This is a genomic window from Demequina sp. TMPB413, from assembly GCF_020447105.2.
Taxonomy (GTDB): domain Bacteria; phylum Actinomycetota; class Actinomycetes; order Actinomycetales; family Demequinaceae; genus Demequina.
The window spans coordinates 2,865,325-2,880,512 of sequence record NZ_CP096184.1 but is presented as its reverse complement, the minus strand read 5'-3'; the positions used below and the strand labels follow the sequence as shown (position 1 = coordinate 2,880,512).

Annotated in this window: 14 protein-coding genes; 1 reads left to right on the top strand and 13 read right to left on the bottom strand. The window is 65.9% G+C overall.

Annotated elements, in window-relative coordinates; genetic code table 11:
• Nucleotide 1: 1 nt before the first annotated feature.
• The 13 genes from nuoL to LGT36_RS13865 are packed head-to-tail and all read right to left on the bottom strand — an operon-like array spanning nucleotide 2 to nucleotide 13,853.
• Complete coding sequence (gene nuoL, locus LGT36_RS13925; protein WP_226095357.1) at nucleotides 2-1,879, bottom strand: NADH-quinone oxidoreductase subunit L; 1,878 nt, start codon at nucleotides 1,877-1,879, stop codon at nucleotides 2-4.
• Between the two features lie 2 nt (nucleotides 1,880-1,881).
• On the bottom strand, nucleotides 1,882-2,181 hold the full coding sequence (gene nuoK / locus LGT36_RS13920; RefSeq protein WP_226095358.1) for an NADH-quinone oxidoreductase subunit NuoK: 300 nt from the start codon (nucleotides 2,179-2,181) through the stop codon (nucleotides 1,882-1,884).
• The gene (locus tag LGT36_RS13915; protein WP_226264461.1) at nucleotides 2,178-2,927 is read right to left on the bottom strand and encodes an NADH-quinone oxidoreductase subunit J; all 750 of its coding nucleotides are present in this window, start codon (nucleotides 2,925-2,927) and stop codon (nucleotides 2,178-2,180) included. The genes nuoK and LGT36_RS13915 overlap by 4 nt, the downstream gene beginning before the upstream one ends.
• Nucleotides 2,927-3,679 (bottom strand): NADH-quinone oxidoreductase subunit NuoI, encoded by a 753-nt coding sequence (gene nuoI, locus LGT36_RS13910; protein ID WP_305881762.1) that lies wholly within the window; start codon nucleotides 3,677-3,679, stop codon nucleotides 2,927-2,929. Before nuoI ends, LGT36_RS13915 begins: the two co-directional genes overlap by 1 nt.
• The gene (gene nuoH / locus LGT36_RS13905; protein WP_370634269.1) at nucleotides 3,672-5,003 is read right to left on the bottom strand and encodes an NADH-quinone oxidoreductase subunit NuoH; all 1,332 of its coding nucleotides are present in this window, start codon (nucleotides 5,001-5,003) and stop codon (nucleotides 3,672-3,674) included. The genes nuoI and nuoH overlap by 8 nt, the downstream gene beginning before the upstream one ends.
• Nucleotides 5,003-7,522 (bottom strand): NADH-quinone oxidoreductase subunit G, encoded by a 2,520-nt coding sequence (locus LGT36_RS13900; protein ID WP_226095561.1) that lies wholly within the window; start codon nucleotides 7,520-7,522, stop codon nucleotides 5,003-5,005. The genes nuoH and LGT36_RS13900 overlap by 1 nt, the downstream gene beginning before the upstream one ends.
• Nucleotides 7,519-8,838, bottom strand: coding sequence for an NADH-quinone oxidoreductase subunit NuoF (gene nuoF, locus LGT36_RS13895; protein ID WP_226095562.1), 1,320 nt, complete (start codon nucleotides 8,836-8,838; stop codon nucleotides 7,519-7,521). Before nuoF ends, LGT36_RS13900 begins: the two co-directional genes overlap by 4 nt.
• A complete protein-coding gene (gene nuoE / locus LGT36_RS13890; RefSeq protein ID WP_226095563.1) occupies nucleotides 8,835-9,491 on the bottom strand; it encodes an NADH-quinone oxidoreductase subunit NuoE in 657 nt (218 codons plus the stop codon). The genes nuoF and nuoE overlap by 4 nt, the downstream gene beginning before the upstream one ends.
• Complete coding sequence (locus tag LGT36_RS13885; protein ID WP_226095564.1) at nucleotides 9,488-10,840, bottom strand: NADH-quinone oxidoreductase subunit D; 1,353 nt, start codon at nucleotides 10,838-10,840, stop codon at nucleotides 9,488-9,490. Before LGT36_RS13885 ends, nuoE begins: the two co-directional genes overlap by 4 nt.
• 9 nt (nucleotides 10,841-10,849) lie before the next feature.
• Nucleotides 10,850-11,623 (bottom strand): NADH-quinone oxidoreductase subunit C, encoded by a 774-nt coding sequence (locus LGT36_RS13880; RefSeq protein WP_226095565.1) that lies wholly within the window; start codon nucleotides 11,621-11,623, stop codon nucleotides 10,850-10,852.
• On the bottom strand, nucleotides 11,620-12,171 hold the full coding sequence (locus LGT36_RS13875; RefSeq protein ID WP_226095566.1) for an NADH-quinone oxidoreductase subunit B: 552 nt from the start codon (nucleotides 12,169-12,171) through the stop codon (nucleotides 11,620-11,622). Before LGT36_RS13875 ends, LGT36_RS13880 begins: the two co-directional genes overlap by 4 nt.
• 7 nt (nucleotides 12,172-12,178) lie before the next feature.
• Complete coding sequence (locus LGT36_RS13870) at nucleotides 12,179-12,538, bottom strand: NADH-quinone oxidoreductase subunit A (RefSeq protein WP_226095567.1); 360 nt, start codon at nucleotides 12,536-12,538, stop codon at nucleotides 12,179-12,181.
• Between the two features lie 19 nt (nucleotides 12,539-12,557).
• A complete protein-coding gene (locus LGT36_RS13865) occupies nucleotides 12,558-13,853 on the bottom strand; it encodes a geranylgeranyl reductase family protein (protein ID WP_248642121.1) in 1,296 nt (431 codons plus the stop codon).
• 54 nt (nucleotides 13,854-13,907) lie between these two features.
• Between LGT36_RS13865 and LGT36_RS13860 the strand changes: the two genes are divergently transcribed.
• The gene (locus LGT36_RS13860; protein WP_226095311.1) at nucleotides 13,908-15,164 is read left to right on the top strand and encodes an isochorismate synthase MenF; all 1,257 of its coding nucleotides are present in this window, start codon (nucleotides 13,908-13,910) and stop codon (nucleotides 15,162-15,164) included.
• The last annotated feature ends 24 nt before the right edge of the window (nucleotides 15,165-15,188 follow it).

Below are 15,188 nucleotides of genomic sequence, written 5' to 3'. Positions count from 1 at the left end.
GTTATCCCCCCACCACGATGATGCTGGCGAGTACCAGGAATCCGAGCAGCATGAGCATCGCGTAGGAGCGCACCTTTCCTGACTGGAAGCGTCTGCTTGCCTCGCCAAAGGCGGCGACGCCGGTGGCCTGCTTGTTGACGGCGCCGTCCACGAGTGCGGCATCGGCGTAGACGAGGGTCCGCGTGAGGTGGGTTCCAGGGATCTGGAACACGGCCCTGTTCACGGAGTCTTGGAAGAGGTCGTTGCGCGCGGCCAGGACGCCGAGCGATGGCGGCGGGGCCTCCGTGGGCACGTCGTGACGCCAGTAGATCCAGTACGCGAGCGCCGCGCCAGCGGCGACCAGCAGCAGCGTGAGCGTGGTGATCACGGGCACTGACAGCACCGGGTGGTGCTCTCCGTGCGCGCCCGTCACCGGCTCGAGCCAGTGCTGGAACCGATTGCCGACGGCAAGGAACAGGCCAAGGAAGGCGGAGCCCGCCGCGAGCACGATCATGGGCACCGTCATCAGGAGTGAGGACTCGTGGGGGTGCTGATCATCCGTCCACCTGGCCTTGCCGTGGAACGTCATGAAGAACAGTCGCGACATGTAGAACGCCGTCATGCCTGCGCCGATCAGCGCGGTGAGGCCGAACACCCACGGCTGCCAGCCCTCTCCCACGAACGCGGACTCGATGATCTTGTCCTTCGACCAGAAGCCGGAGAACGGCGGCACGCCAAGGATCGCGAGCCAGCCAAGCCCGAACGTGATCCACGTGGTGACCATGGCGGTGCGCAGCGCGCCGAAGCGACGCATGTCCGTCTGGTCGTTCATGCCGTGCATCACGGAGCCTGCACCCAGGAACATGCCAGCCTTGAAGAAGCCGTGCGTGACCAGGTGGAAGATGGCGAAGACGTAGCCGACAGGGCCGAGTCCCGCCGCCAGCATCATGTAGCCGATCTGGGACATCGTCGAGGCGGCGAGCGCCTTCTTGATGTCGTCCTTGGCGCTACCGATAATCGCACCCATGATGAGCGTGACGGCGCCGACGATGGCGACCACCACGCGGGCGTCGTCGGCGGCTTCGTAGATCGCGCCGGAGCGGACGATGAGGTACACGCCAGCGGTCACCATGGTGGCGGCGTGGATGAGGGCCGACACTGGCGTGGGGCCTGCCATCGCGTCGCCGAGCCATGACTGCAGCGGGAACTGCGCCGACTTGCCTGTCGCGGCGAGCAGCAGGGTGAGGCCGATGGCGGTGAGCACCGGCGTGGACACCTGGTCCACGCTGCCCAGCACGTCCGCAAAGTTCAGTGAGCCGAAGTGGGCGAACATCAGACCCATCGCAATGATGAGGCCAACATCGCCGACGCGGTTGACCACGAACGCCTTGTTGGCGGCGGTCGCGTATTCGTTCTTGTGGTTCCAGAAGCCGATCAGCAAGTAGGACGCGAGACCCACGCCCTCCCAGCCCACAAACAGCAGCAGGTAGGAGTCCGCGAGCACCAGCAGCAGCATCGCCGCGATGAACAGGTTGAGGTACGCGAAGAACATGCGGCGGTTCGGGTCATGCTCCATGTACGCCACGGAGTACACGTGAATGAGCGTGCCCACCACCGTGACGAGCATGACGAACGTGAGCGACAGCTGGTCGACCAGCAACCCTGCGTCGAGGTGCAGGTCACTTCCCGACAGCCAGGTGAACAGGTGCACCGATTCGGAGCGCGCCTCTGCGTCCCTGCCCAGCATCTGGAAGAACGCGCCGATGCCGATCACGGCGGTGGCGGACGAGGCGGCGACGCCGAGCCAGTGGCCCCACGCGTCGGCGCGACGGCCGGCGAGCATGAGCACAAAGAAACTCGCAAGCGGGACCGCAATGAGCAGCCAGGTGACGGACAGCATCGTTAACCCTTCAGCTCAGACGGTTCATCGAGCGAGATGCCCTGACGTGCGCGGAACACCGCGATGATGATGGCGAGTCCCACCACCACCTCTGCGGCGGCGACCACCATGACAAAGAACGCCATGATCTGGCCATTGACCTCGCCGATCATGCGCGAGAACGCCACGAGGGTCAGGTTCGCGGCGTTGAGCATGAGCTCGACGCCCATGAACGCGATGATGGCGTTGCGGCGCAGCAGTACGGCCGCGGCGCCAATGGCGAACAGCACCGACGCCAGGTAGACAAAGTTGACGGGACTCACGCGTCGTCCTCCTTGGCACCCAACTCGCGTCTGCGAGCCTCGTTGTCATCCTTGAACTCGGAGCCATCGATGGTCTGGCTGCGGGCCTTCAGCACGCGTGAGACGGAATCCTCGAGCGGAGCGCCGTCGGGGCCGAGCGCCGGCGCGTCGAGCGCATTGTGACGGGCATAGACACCGGGGAACGCCTTGTTGACGGGATCGGCACCAGCAGCGACCCTGGCCGCCTGGATCTCGGCTTGAGTGCGCTTGGGGAAGAGGCGCGGCACGTGGGTGAGGACCAAGGCGCCCACCGCCGACGTGATGAGCAAGAAGCCCAGCACCTCCACCACCAACACGTAGTCGCCGAACAGCCAGCTGGCCACCTCGACAGGCTCGCCCACCGTGGGGTTCTTCGCCACGGGGAACGTCAGCCTGCTCACCACGCTGATGAGCAGGGCACCAAGGCCAAGAGCAAGCCCGAGGGCGATCCACCGCTGACCAGTGATGGTCTCCTTGAGGCTCTCTCTACTGTCAACGCCCACGAGCATGAGGGTGAACAGGAACAGCATCATGACGGCGCCCGTGTAGACGACGATCTGCACCACCCCGAGGAACGGCGCGGCGAGCGCGACGTAGGACACGGCGAGGCCGACCATGACGAGCACGACCGCCATCGCCACGTGCACTGACTTGCGTGCAAACAGCAAGGCGAGCGCGGGGATGACGGTGATGAAGGCCACCACCCAGAACAGGACGGGAGAGATCATCAGTGTTGCCTTCCCCTCGGTCCGCTGAGGCCCACCTCGTCGTCAGCGGGCGACGGGGTCGCACGCGGGCGCGTCGCCTCGTCGGCCGCCGCAGCGTCGGCGTCGCCTCGGCTTGCCACGTTCTCAGGAAGCGTCGGGTCGTCGGGACGGTACGCCCTCACCCAGGCCTCCTGCTCTGGCGTGGTGCGCAGCACATCTCCCGTGTAGTAGTGGGTGTCGGTGGTGCCCTCGACCATGGGGTGAGGCGCCGCAAGCATGCCCTCCTCCATGGGTGCCAGGAGGTCCTGCTTCTCGTAAATGAGTCCCTCGCGGGTAGGCCCGGCCAACTCGATCTCGTTGGTCATGGTGAGCGCCCTGGTGGGGCAGGCCTCGATGCACAGTCCGCAGAAGATGCAGCGCAGGTAGTTGATTTGGTAGACCTTGCCGTACCGCTCACCTGGACTGAACTGCGCGTCAGGCGTGTTCGAATCCGCCTCGACGTAGATGGCGTCTGCCGGGCACGCCCATGCACACAACTCGCAACCGATGCACTTCTCGAGGCCGTCTGGATAGCGGTTGAGTTGGTGCCTGCCGTGATAGCGCGGCTGGATGTTTGCCGGAGTGGTGGGGTACTGCTCCGTCACGGTGGGCCGGAAGAAATTGCGCAGCGTGACGCCAAAGCCTGCGACCGGCAACAATGCCCCAGCGATCCCGCCCGGTTGGGGCAGGTTGGACGTAAAGGCCTGTGGGGTTTCGTCGTGGTGGTCAGTCACCCTGTGCCTCCTTAACAGCGTCGACGGTGCGGCCGGACCGCGGGGACGGCGGCAGCTTCTGGCCTGGAAGTGGCGGGACGGGGTAGCCGCCGGCAAAGGCGTCGAACTCGTCTGTCTCGAACTTCTCCCTGCGCGCGGCCTCTTGCTCCTCGCGCTTCATCGCCTTGGAATCTGCCACAAGCGAGAACACGACCCACGCCAACAGCAACGCGATGATCGGTGCGAACATCACAAAGTACGAGGTGTTCCTGTTGAAGTGAGGCAGGAGCACCATGCCCACACCGGACAGGACCACCCAGCTGAGGGCGACGGGGATGAGCACCTTCCAGCCGAAGCGCATGAACTGTTCGTAGCGGAACCGGAGTACGGAACCGCGGATCCACACAAAGAGGAACATCAGCAGCCAGATCTTGATGATCAGCCACAGGGGCGGGAAGATGCCGTTGCTGAGCATGTAGTAACCGGGCCACTCGTGCCACCACAGCGGCCGCCAGCCGCCAAGGAAGAGGGTTGCGGCGACGGCGGAGACGTTGATCATGTTCATGTACTCGGCCAAGAAGAACCACGCGAACTTCATCGACGAGTACTCCGTCATGAAGCCTGCGACCAGTTCACCCTCGGCCTCTGGAAGGTCGAAAGGCAAGCGGTTGGTCTCGCCCACCATCGAGATGAGGTAGATCACGAACGCGGGCAGGAGCGGCAGCGCCCACCACACGTCTTCTTGAGCGGCCACGATCTCTTGAGTGCTCATCGCACCGGAGAACATGAACACCGTGACGAGCGACAGGCCCATCGCGAGCTCGTAGGAGATCACCTGAGCGGTGGAGCGCACGGCGCCCATGAGCGGGTACGTGGAGCCGGAGGCCCAGCCTCCCAGCACGATGCCGTACACGCCGAGCGCGGCACAGGCCAGGATGTACAGCACCGCCACCGGGAAGTCGGTGAGCTGGAGCGGCGTCACCTCGTCGGTGAAGGGGATGCGCGTCTCTGGTCCAAAGGGAATCACCGCGAAGATCAGCAGCGCGGCGAACACCGAGATCATGGGTGCCGCGATGTAGATGAGCTTCTCGGAAGCCCTGACCGTGATGTCTTCCTTCATCAGCAGCTTCATGGCGTCCATGACGGACTGGAACAGGCCGAAGGGGCCATGCCGGTTGGGGCCTGGGCGCTCCTGGAGTCGGCCAATCACGCGCCGCTCGAACCACACGGCGAACAACACCGACGTCAAGAGGAAGACGAGGATCAAGACGGCCTTGATGATGGTGACCCAGATCGAGTCTCCAGCCAACGTGTTCTGGTCGATGGCCATCGGCAGCACGGTCATCATGAGGCCATTCCCTTCACCACCACGGTTTCGCCAGGGTGCACGCCCAACTGCTGAGCCACCCACGATCCCGGCGACTTGGTGGGCAACCACACCACGTTGTCCACCATGCCAGGTGTCACCGCGAGGGGCACATCGATCGCGCCGCGGCGCTTGCCCGTCACGGTGACGACGCCGTGGAGACCCAGGCGCTTGGCGGTGGCGGGGGACACTCGGGCCACGGCAAGGCGACCGGTGCCCGCGAGGTAGGGCTCGCCGTCTTGGAGTGAGCCTTCGTCGACCAACTGGTGCCAGGTCGACAGGACGAGTTCACCGTCAACGCTCGCTGACTTCTTGGGCGCGACGGGGGCCGGCTCGGCGGGAGCCGCCGGGCGCTCCCCGTCTGGCGCCGAGGCAAGCGCGGCAAGCTCGGCATTGACGGCGTCAACCGTCCCTGTCCCGAGCGTGACGCCCATCTGACGCGCCAGCAGGTCGAGCACACGGTGATCCGACATGGCATCGGTGCGAATCGCGGTGCCGAAGGAACGCAAGCGGCCCTCCCAGTTGACAAACGTGCCCGACTTCTCGCTGGTGGGCGCGACCGGCAATACCACGTCTGCCGCCTCGGCCACCGCGGTGCGCCGCACCTCCAGGCTCACCGTGAACTTGGCGGTCTTGATCGCCTTGAGCAGATCCTCGGTCAGGTCGGTGTCGTCCACACCGCCAATCACCAGTGCATCGAGCGCCTTGGCCGACGCCGCAGCGATCATGGCATCGGCGTCGCGACCCTTGGCGTGGGGAAGGGACGACGCCGCCCACACCTGGGCGACGGAGTCCCGCCCTGCCGTGGCGGTCACATCGCGACCACCGGGCAGGAGGCCTGGTAGCGCGCCGGCCTCGACAGCTCCGCGCTCGCCCGCTCGGCGAGGGATCCAGGCCACCTTTGCGCCCGCACGCTTCGCGAGCGCAGCCACGGCCGTGAGGGTGCCAGGCGACGCAGCCGCACGCTCCCCCACCACGATGACGGAGCCTGGCTCCTTCAGGTCCTTATAGGCCTGCTTGGCGCCCTTCAGTGAAGCGACGACGGTGCCCTCAAATCCAGGGACCGCAGGCAGGAGGGTGGCGCCGAGCTTCTCGGCGCCCTTACTCAGATGAGACGCGACGGTGATGACCTTCTGGCGACCCACGGACTTCTTGAGGCGCAGGAACACCACGCCGCCCTCGTCCTCAGGCTCGAAGCCCACGAGCAGCACCGTCGGCGCGTTCTCCAGTTCGGCGAACGTCACGCCGATGCCGGTGCCCGCGACCGTGGAACCGAGGAAGGCCTGCTCCTCGTCGGAGGCCACCCTGGTGCGCGCGTCGATGTCGTTGGTGTCGAGCACCAGTCGGGTGAACTTGCTGTACGCGTAGGCGTCTTCCATCGTGACGCGACCGCCGGGCAGCACGCCAACACCCTTAGCCTTCTTGTCGGCACGCGCATCGCCCGACTTGCCGATGGCGGCATTCAGTCCCGCCGCCGCCGCGGCAAGCGCCTCTGGCCACGAGGACTCGACAAGCACTCCATCCTTGCGGATGAGCGGCTGGGTGAGGCGGTCGGACTGGTTCTGCCAGGTAAACGCGAAGCGGTCCTTGTCGGTGATCCAGTACTCGTTGACCACCGGGTCGTCATCCGCCAAGCGCCGCAGAATCTTGCCACGCCTGTGGTCGGTGCGAATCGCGCTCCCTGAGCTGTCGTGCTCGGAGATGCCTGGGCTGGACACCAGGTCGAAGGGACGCGAACGGAAGCGGTAGGACGCGCTCGTGAGCGCGCCAACCGGGCAAATCTGGATCGTGTTGCCCGAGTAGTAGGAGCTGAACGCCCCACCAGACTCGTCCTCGGCCGCGACGCCCACAGGGCCGTACCCATCGAACTCGAGCACGTCCTCATTGAACGTGCCGATCTGCTGCATCGCGCCGCGGTTCTGCAGATCGATGAACGGATCCCCTGCGATCTCTTGAGAGAAGCGGGTGCACCGCTGGCACAGGATGCAGCGCTCACGGTCGAGCAGAATCTCACTGCTGAGCGACAGCGGCTTCTCGAAGACGCGCTTGACGTCCACAAAGCGGGACTCCCCGCGACCGTGCGTCATCGCCTGATTCTGCAAAGGGCACTCGCCGCCCTTGTCGCACACGGGACAATCCAGCGGGTGGTTGATGAGCAGCAGCTCCATCACGCCTTTCTGGGCACGCTCCGCCTCGTCCGAGGTGTTCTGCGTGTTGACCACCATGCCGTCGGTGACCGGCATGGTGCACGACGCTTGCGGCTTGGGGAAGGCGCGAAGGTTTCCGTCGGGCCCAGGGCTGGCCACGTCAACGAGACACTGGCGACAGGCCCCGGCCGGCTTGAGCGCTGGGTGGTCGCAGAACCGTGGGATCTCGATGCCCACCTGCTCGGCGGCACGGATGATGAGCGTGCCCTTCTCCACCTGGGTCTCGATGCCGTCGATCGTGACGGTCACCACGTCAGTCGCGACGGGAGCCTTGTCCGCGGTCTCGCTCATGCGTTGGCCTCCTCGGCTGCAGTGTCGTAGTCGAACAGGGCCGATGCGGCGTGGTCGAAGGGGCATCCGCCCTCCGTCACGTGCCGCTCGTACTCCTCGCGGAACAGGGTGACCGAGCTGATCACGGGGGCCGTCGCGGCATCGCCAAGAGCACAGAAGGCGCGGCCGGCGATCGAATCGCACGTGTCGAGAAGTTGCTGAATGTCGGCCATCGTGCCCTGACCGTGCTCGAGCCTGCGCATGATCTGCTCGAGCCAGTAGGTGCCCTCGCGGCACGGGGTGCACTTGCCGCAGGACTCGTGCTTGTAGAACTCGGTCCACCGCTCGACGGCCCTCACCACGCACGTGGTCTCATCGAAGATCTGCAGGGAGCGCGTGCCCAGCATCGAGCCTGCGGCGCCCACGGACTCGTAGTCGAGCGGGGTGTCGAGCTGTTCCTCAGTGAAGATCGGGGTCGAGGATCCGCCTGGAGTCCAGAACTTCAGGGTGTGGCCCTCGCGCATCCCGCCGGCCATCTCCAGCAATTCGCGCGCGGTGATTCCCAACGGGGCCTCGTATTGGCCAGGACGCTTGACGTGTCCCGACAGGGAGAACAGGCCCATGCCCTTCGACTTTTCCGTGCCCATCGAGGCGAACCAGTCGACGCCCTTCGCGATGATGGGCGGCACGGACGAAATCGACTCGACGTTGTTCACCACGGTGGGCCTCGCATAGAGGCCTGCGACGGCGGGGAACGGCGGCTTGAGGCGCGGCTGCCCGCGTCGTCCCTCAAGCGAGTCGAGCAGCGCGGTCTCTTCGCCGCAAATGTAGGCGCCAGCGCCAGCGTGGACGGTGATCTCCAGGTTGAAGCCGGTGCCCTTGATGTTGGTACCGAGCCAACCGTTATCGCGGGCCTCGGCGACTGCCTTCATGAGCCGGCGGTACACGTGAACCACCTCGCCGCGCACGTAAATGAAGGCGTGATCGCAGCCGATCGCGAAAGCCGTGATGATGATGCCTTCGATCAGCTGATGAGGCGCCGCCATCATGGTGGGAACGTCTTTGCACGCCCCCGGCTCCGATTCGTCGGCGTTGACCACGAGGTAGCGGGGTCCGCCGTCTGGGGCAGGCAAGAAGCCCCACTTCATCCCCGTGGGGAAGCCAGCGCCGCCGCGGCCGCGCAGGCCGGAGTCCTTGATCGCCTGAATGATGTCGGCCTGGTCCATGGTGAGCGCCTTTGTCGCTCCCTCATAGCCGCCGTTGGCCGCATACGTGTCGAAGTTCCACGAGTGGTCGAGGCCCCATGTGGCACTGAGGACTGGGGTCAGATCGGTCACTTGTCCTGCCCCTTCCAGCCCTGTTCCTTCGCAGTGTCAATTCCTGCCAACGACGACGCTCCGGCGGAGACACCCTCGTCGGCCCTGCCGTCTTCAAAGCCGGCCAGCACCCGCGAGACCTCTTTGAACGTGACCACCTTGTCGGCGCCGCGCGTGGGCGCCACGTCTTTGCCAGCCAGAATGTCGTCCACCAACTCGAGCGCCCGCTCGGGGGTCATGTTGTCGAAGAACTCCCAGTTGATCATCATCACCGGTGCGTAGTCACAACCCGCGTTGCACTCAAGCCGCTCCAGCGTGATCTTGCCGTCAGCCGTCGTCTCGTCGTGCCCGACGCCCACTCGCTCGGAGAGCTTGCGCCAGATCTCGTCGCCACCCATCACCGCGCACAGGGTGTTGGTGCACACGCCCACCTGGTACTCGCCGTTTGGCCGGCGCTTGTACTGGGAGTAGAACGTGGCGACCGCGCTGACCTCTGCGGCACTGAGCTCCAGCAGATCGGCGCAGAACTGGATGCCATCGGGGCTCACGTACCCGTCCACCGACTGCACCAAGTGCAGCAGTGGCAGCAGGGCCGAGCGCCTGACGGGGTAGCGGCCCATGATCTCGGCGGCGTCCTTCGCCAGTTGCTTTGCGGTGGACTCGTCGTACGTCATCTGTCGACGCCTCCCAACACCATGTCGATGGTGGCGATCGCGACCACAACGTCGGCCACTTGGCCGCCTTGAGTGAGCATCGACAACGCCTGCAGATTATTGAAGCCGGGGTCACGGAAGTGCGCCCGCCAAGGCTTTGAGCCGCCGTCCGAGACAACGTGGCAGCCCAGCAGACCCTTCGGGTTCTCCACCGCCGCGTAGGCCTGGCCCGCGGGAACGCTGAAGCCTTCAGTGACCAACTTGAAGTGGTGGATGAGCGCCTCCATCGACTCGCCCATGATGTGGCGAATGTGCTCGAAGGAGTTGCCCTGCCCGTCGGAGCCAATCGACAACTGCGCCGGCCACGCGATCTTCTTGTCGGCCACCATGATGGGCTGACCCTCGGACTGCTCGAGGCGGTCGGCACACTGCTCGACGATCTTGAGCGACTCGTAGCACTCCTCGAGGCGCAACACCACGCGGCTGTAGGCGTCGCCATCGGTGGACGTGGGCACCTGGAAGTCGTACGTCTCGTACCCGGAGTACGGCTCCGACTTGCGCAGGTCGTAGGGAAGGCCTGCCGAACGCAAAATGGGGCCCGTGATGCCAAGCGCCATGCAGGCAGCAAGGTCGAGCTTGGCGACGCCCTTGAGGCGTCCCTTGAAGATCGGGTTCTCCAGTTGCAACAGGGCCAGCTCGTCGAGGCGCTGCTTGACCTTGGGGATCATCGCGCGAATCATCGCGACCGAGTCTTCTGGGGCGTCAATCGCGACGCCACCAGGACGAATGTACGCATTGTTGGTGCGCAGGCCCGTGATGTGCTCGATGACCTTGAAGGTCTCTTCACGGCCGATGAAGCCGGTGGTCATGACGGTGGTGGCGCCCAGCTCGTTGCCGCCGGTGCCGATCGCGACCAGGTGCGAGCCGATGCGGGTGAGTTCCTGCATGAGCACGCGCAGCACGTTGGCGCGCTCGGGGATGTCATCGGTGATGCCCAGCAGCTTTTCGACGCCCAAGCAGTAGACGGCCTCATTGGCCATGGACGCCACGTAGTCCATGCGGGTGCAGAACGTGACGCCCTGCGTCCACGTCCTGTACTCCATGTTCTTCTCGATGCCGGTGTGCAAGTAGCCGATGCCCGCGCGGCATTCGGTGACGGTCTCGCCCTCCACCTCGAGCATGATGCGCAGCACGCCGTGCGTGGACGGGTGTTGCGGGCCCATGTTGAACACCAGGCGCTGCTGGCCCAAGCGGGTGGCCTCTTCGGCCGCCTCTGACCAGTCTCCGCCAAAGACGGTGAACTCGGGTGCGCTGCCGTCGTCGGCGCCCAGGCCTGCCGTGGCGCGGGGGCTCGTCGATTCTGTCGTCATCTCGCCCTCCTACCTGTACTGCCTGCGCTCGTCGGGCGACGGAATCTCCGCGCCCTTGTACTCCACAGGGATTCCACCAAGCGGATAGTCCTTGCGCTGGGGGTGGCCCACCCAGTCATCAGGCATCTCGATGCGAGCCAAGGCGGGGTGGCCGTCGAAGACGATGCCAAAGAAGTCCCACGTCTCGCGCTCGTGCCAGTTGTTCATCGGGTACACCGAGGTGATCGACGGAATGTGCGGATCACCGTCAGGCACGCTCACCTCGACACGCAGTCGGCGGTTGTGCGTGATGGACTGCATCGGGTACACGGCGTGCAACTCGCGGCCCGAATCGTCCGGGTAGTGGACGCCGCTCACCCCCAAGCACATCTCGAAGCGCAAGTCTTGGTCGTCGCGCAAGTGCTGGCACACCTCGATCAGGTGCTCACGCGCGATGTGCAGGGTGAGTTCGTCCCTGTCGACCACCACGGTCTCGATCGCTGCGGCCGCCTTGTCGCCCAACAGCTCCTCGAGCACGTCGACCACCTGGTCACACCACGATCCATAGGGACGCTGCGCGGGCTCGGGCATATACACAAACCGCGTCAGGCCGTCGTAACCGGAGGTGTCTCCTCTGGCGCCAAACTGCCCTTGACGCACGTTGATCAGGGTGCGTCCTTCTGGAACCACTGGCGCCACCTCCGCGCTGGGGTTCTCCGCAGCGTCGGCGCTGGTGCGGGACTCGGCCGCCACGTCGGCGCCTTCCGAAGCGACGTTCTTCTTCTTGTTCTTGGGGTCCGTCACCGCAACAGCCCCTTCATCTGAGACGTGGGAGTCGCCTCGAGTGCTGCGGCCTCAGCGGCAGCAGCGATCTCGCGGCGGTGGCCAAGCATCGGCTTCTCCCGCGCGAGGTCCTGCACCTTGAGGAGCGCGTTGATGAGCATCTCTGGCCGCGGCGGGCAACCCGGCAGGTAGATGTCGACAGGAACGACGTGGTCGACGCCCTGGACAATCGCGTAGTTGTTGAACATGCCGCCAGACGAGGAGCACACGCCCATGGCAAGCACCCACTTGGGCTCCGCCATTTGGTCGTACACCTGGCGCACGATGGGCGCCATCTTCTGCGACACGCGCCCTGCGACGATCATGATGTCGGCCTGACGCGGGGAGCCGCGGAACACCTCAGAGCCGAAGCGGGCAATGTCGAAGCGCGGCGTGCCGGTGCCCATCATCTCGATCGCGCAACACGCCAATCCGAAGGTGGCAGGCCACATCGAGCCGGATCTTGCCCACCCGGCAAACTCTTCCAACTTGCCAACGATGAAGGGAGGGGCGTCGTTATGTTCACTCATGCGAACCTCATTCCCACTCGAATCCGCCGCGCCGCCATTCGTACACGAAGGGGATCGTGATGAGCGCGAGGAAGGTCATGATGGCGATCAGGCCGAACAGCGCGAGCTGCTCGTACGCGACCGCCCACGGGTACAGGAACACCACTTCGATATCGAAGATGATGAAGGTCATCGCCACGAGGTAGTACTTGATCGGAATGCGCCCGCCGCCATCGGCACCAGGGGTGGGCATCAGACCGGACTCGTAACGGTCAAGCTTGGCGGAGTTGTAGCGCTTGGGACCAATAAAGGCGCTCGCTACGAGGCCCGCGACCGCAAGCAATCCCGCGATCACGATCATCACCACAATCGGCACGTAAGGGTTCACAACCTCGTCCTTCCCGTCCTCATGCCGCCGGCGCGACCTTGGTCATCGCGGCGAGAAGCTTGTCTGCCCAGTTGCCGCCGCGCGGTTCATAGACGTCCGCCAGCAGTCTAGAGACAAATTCCATGATGAGCGGACGAGGAAGCCCGTACCGGGTGCACACCTTCATGATGGCCGGCTTCTCGATGAGGGCGGCAAAGACGCGGCCAAGAGTGTAGTAGCCGCCCAGGTCGTCCTTCATCATGCGACCGTACGACGCGAGCGCCCTCTCGCGCGCGGTGTCGTCCGTCGCGTCACGCCACGCGACCGCCGCTTCGGTGGCCCTGCGCGCCGCCTGCATGGCGTATGCGATGCCCTCACCGTTGAACGGATTGACCATGCCGCCGCTGTCTCCCACGAGCATCATGCCGGGCACGTAGTGCGGCTGACGGTTGAAGGCCATCGGGATCGCGGCGCCCTTGATGTCGCCCACCTGGGCGCCAAACTCCCAGTCCTTGGCAGAGTGCTCGAGCCAGTCGAGCAGCAGGGCCTTGTGGTCGAGCTTTGGCGGGGTGCCCTTCGCACTCAGAGTGCCAAGGCCGACGTTGGCGGTGCCGTCGCCCAGCGGGAAGATCCAGCCGTAGCCGGGCAGGAGCTTGGAGTTGCCGCGCTCCCCGTCCCAGATCTCGAGGTGCCCCTCCATCCACTCCTCGTCGTGGCGTGGTGTCTCGAAGTAGGTGCGCACCGCGACGCCCATGGGGCGGTTCTTCTTGCGCTCGATGCCGAGACCCAACGCGATCCTGGCGCTCACGCCGTCGGCCGCGATCACCAGCGGGGCGTGGAACTGGGTCGGTTCCCCCACCTTGCGGCCCTTCTCGTCCGTCTGGCGAGCGGTGACGCCGATGACCCTGCCGCCCCCGCCAAAGCCGTCGGTGGTGTCGTCTCGCAAGGCCGCGTCCACGTGCCAGCCCTCACGAACGTCGGCACCTGCGGCGCGGGCATGGTTGGCAAGCCGCTCGTCGAACTGCGCGCGCGGCAAACTGAGGCCGTAGCGCGGGAACGCGTCGAGGTCATGCCACGGGAACTCGAGGCGGTGGCCGCCGCCCACCATGCGCAGGCCGTGATTGGGAATCCAGCCCTCCTCGCGAGGAGTGGGCAGTCCGATGAGCTGCAGCTCCTTGACCGCGCGGGGCGTGAGCCCGTCCCCGCACACCTTCTCGCGTGGATAGTGCGCCTTCTCCAAAGCGATCACGTCGAAGCCCTCGCTCGCCAAATAGCGAGCTGCCGCGGAGCCGCCGGGGCCCGCGCCGATCACGATGACGTCGGCCTGGGTTTTCACGCCCCCAAGCCTACGTCGTGAGGGACCATGGTCTCGCTCGCGTACGCTTGACCGGTGAGCATCGACGCGGCCGCTCCCGGCCCCCTGACCGCGCGCACGGTCGAGATCCCTGACCCTGGGGACTTGCTGGCGGCCCTTCCCGTTCAGGGCATCTCGTGGGTGAGACGCGGCGACGGCATGGTGGCGTGGGGCGAGGTCGCGCGTCGCGACACTGGCGGCACCGAGCGCGTCGATGAGGCACTGCGATGGTGGCGACGCGTGACCCGCCATGCGACGGTGAGGGACGACGTGCGGGTGCGCGGTACCGGGCTGGTCGCCTTTGGTGCTTTCGCCTTTGCGGACGACGCCGACGCCGGTGGAGCGCTCATCGTGCCTCGGTACGTGGTGGGCCGGGTCGACGGCCGCAGTTTCTTCACGGTCATCGGTTCCGGTGGGGTCGACGAGGTCTCGCTGGCTGACGCCCTCGCCGACGCCGTGGCGCCAGGTCCGATGCCTTCCGTCGAGGTCTCCGGCGGCGACGAGGCGCAGTGGCGCACCGCTGTCTCGGCAGCGGTCGAGGCCATCGGCACCGGCGAGGTGAACAAGGTGGTGCTCGCCCGTGCGGTCGACGCGGTGGCGGACGGGCCGCTTGATGTGCGGTCGATGCTGACGCGCTTGGCGGCTGAGTACAACATGTGCTGGACATTCCACGTGGATGGCATGGTGGGCGCCACCCCTGAGCTCCTGGCGCGCGTTGACCACGGCCTCGTGACCTCGCGAGTGCTTGCGGGGACCATCAGGATGACGGGCGACGAGATGGGCGACCTGGCCCGCGCCGCCGCCCTTGCTCGGTCGTCGAAGGACCGCGAGGAGCACTCGTATGCCGTGGGCTCCGTGACCCAGGTGCTCGCGGCGCACTGCGCTTCTGTCAATGTGCCTGACGAACCGAGTGTGCTGCACCTGCCCAACGTCATGCACCTCGCGACGGACATCACCGGCGCGTTGTCTCAACCGGTGGGGGCACTCGACCTCGTGCGAGAGCTTCACCCTTCCGCCGCGGTGTGCGGCACCCCCACGCTGGCTGCGGCCCGTGTTATCGATCGGCTCGAGGGCCTCGACAGGGGTCGCTACGCCGGCCCCGTCGGCTGGATCGACGCTGCGGGGGACGGCGAGTGGTGCATCGCGTTGCGGTGCGCCGAGATCGACCGCGATGATCCCACCCACCTGCGCCTCTTTGCCGGCTGCGGCATCGTCGCGGCCTCCGACCCCGCCGCTGAGTGGGCGGAGTCGGAGGCGAAGCTCGAGCCGATGCGGGCGGCGCTGGGAGCCTGAGACCGTGGGCCCTGCCCGCCGTCG

What these genes read in the sequence shown, in the direction of transcription:
- nuoL (WP_226095357.1), bottom strand. Translation starts at nt 1,879, where the DNA reads ATGCTGTCCGTCACCTGGCTGCTCATTGCGGTCCCGCTTGCGAGTTTC.
- LGT36_RS13915 (WP_226264461.1), bottom strand. Translation starts at nt 2,927, where the DNA reads ATGATCTCTCCCGTCCTGTTCTGGGTGGTGGCCTTCATCACCGTCATC.
- nuoH (WP_370634269.1), bottom strand. Translation starts at nt 5,003, where the DNA reads ATGACCGTGCTGCCGATGGCCATCGACCAGAACACGTTGGCTGGAGAC.
- LGT36_RS13900 (WP_226095561.1), bottom strand. Translation starts at nt 7,522, where the DNA reads ATGAGCGAGACCGCGGACAAGGCTCCCGTCGCGACTGACGTGGTGACC.
- nuoE (WP_226095563.1), bottom strand. Translation starts at nt 9,491, where the DNA reads ATGACGTACGACGAGTCCACCGCAAAGCAACTGGCGAAGGACGCCGCC.
- LGT36_RS13885 (WP_226095564.1), bottom strand. Translation starts at nt 10,840, where the DNA reads ATGACGACAGAATCGACGAGCCCCCGCGCCACGGCAGGCCTGGGCGCC.
- LGT36_RS13875 (WP_226095566.1), bottom strand. Translation starts at nt 12,171, where the DNA reads ATGAGTGAACATAACGACGCCCCTCCCTTCATCGTTGGCAAGTTGGAA.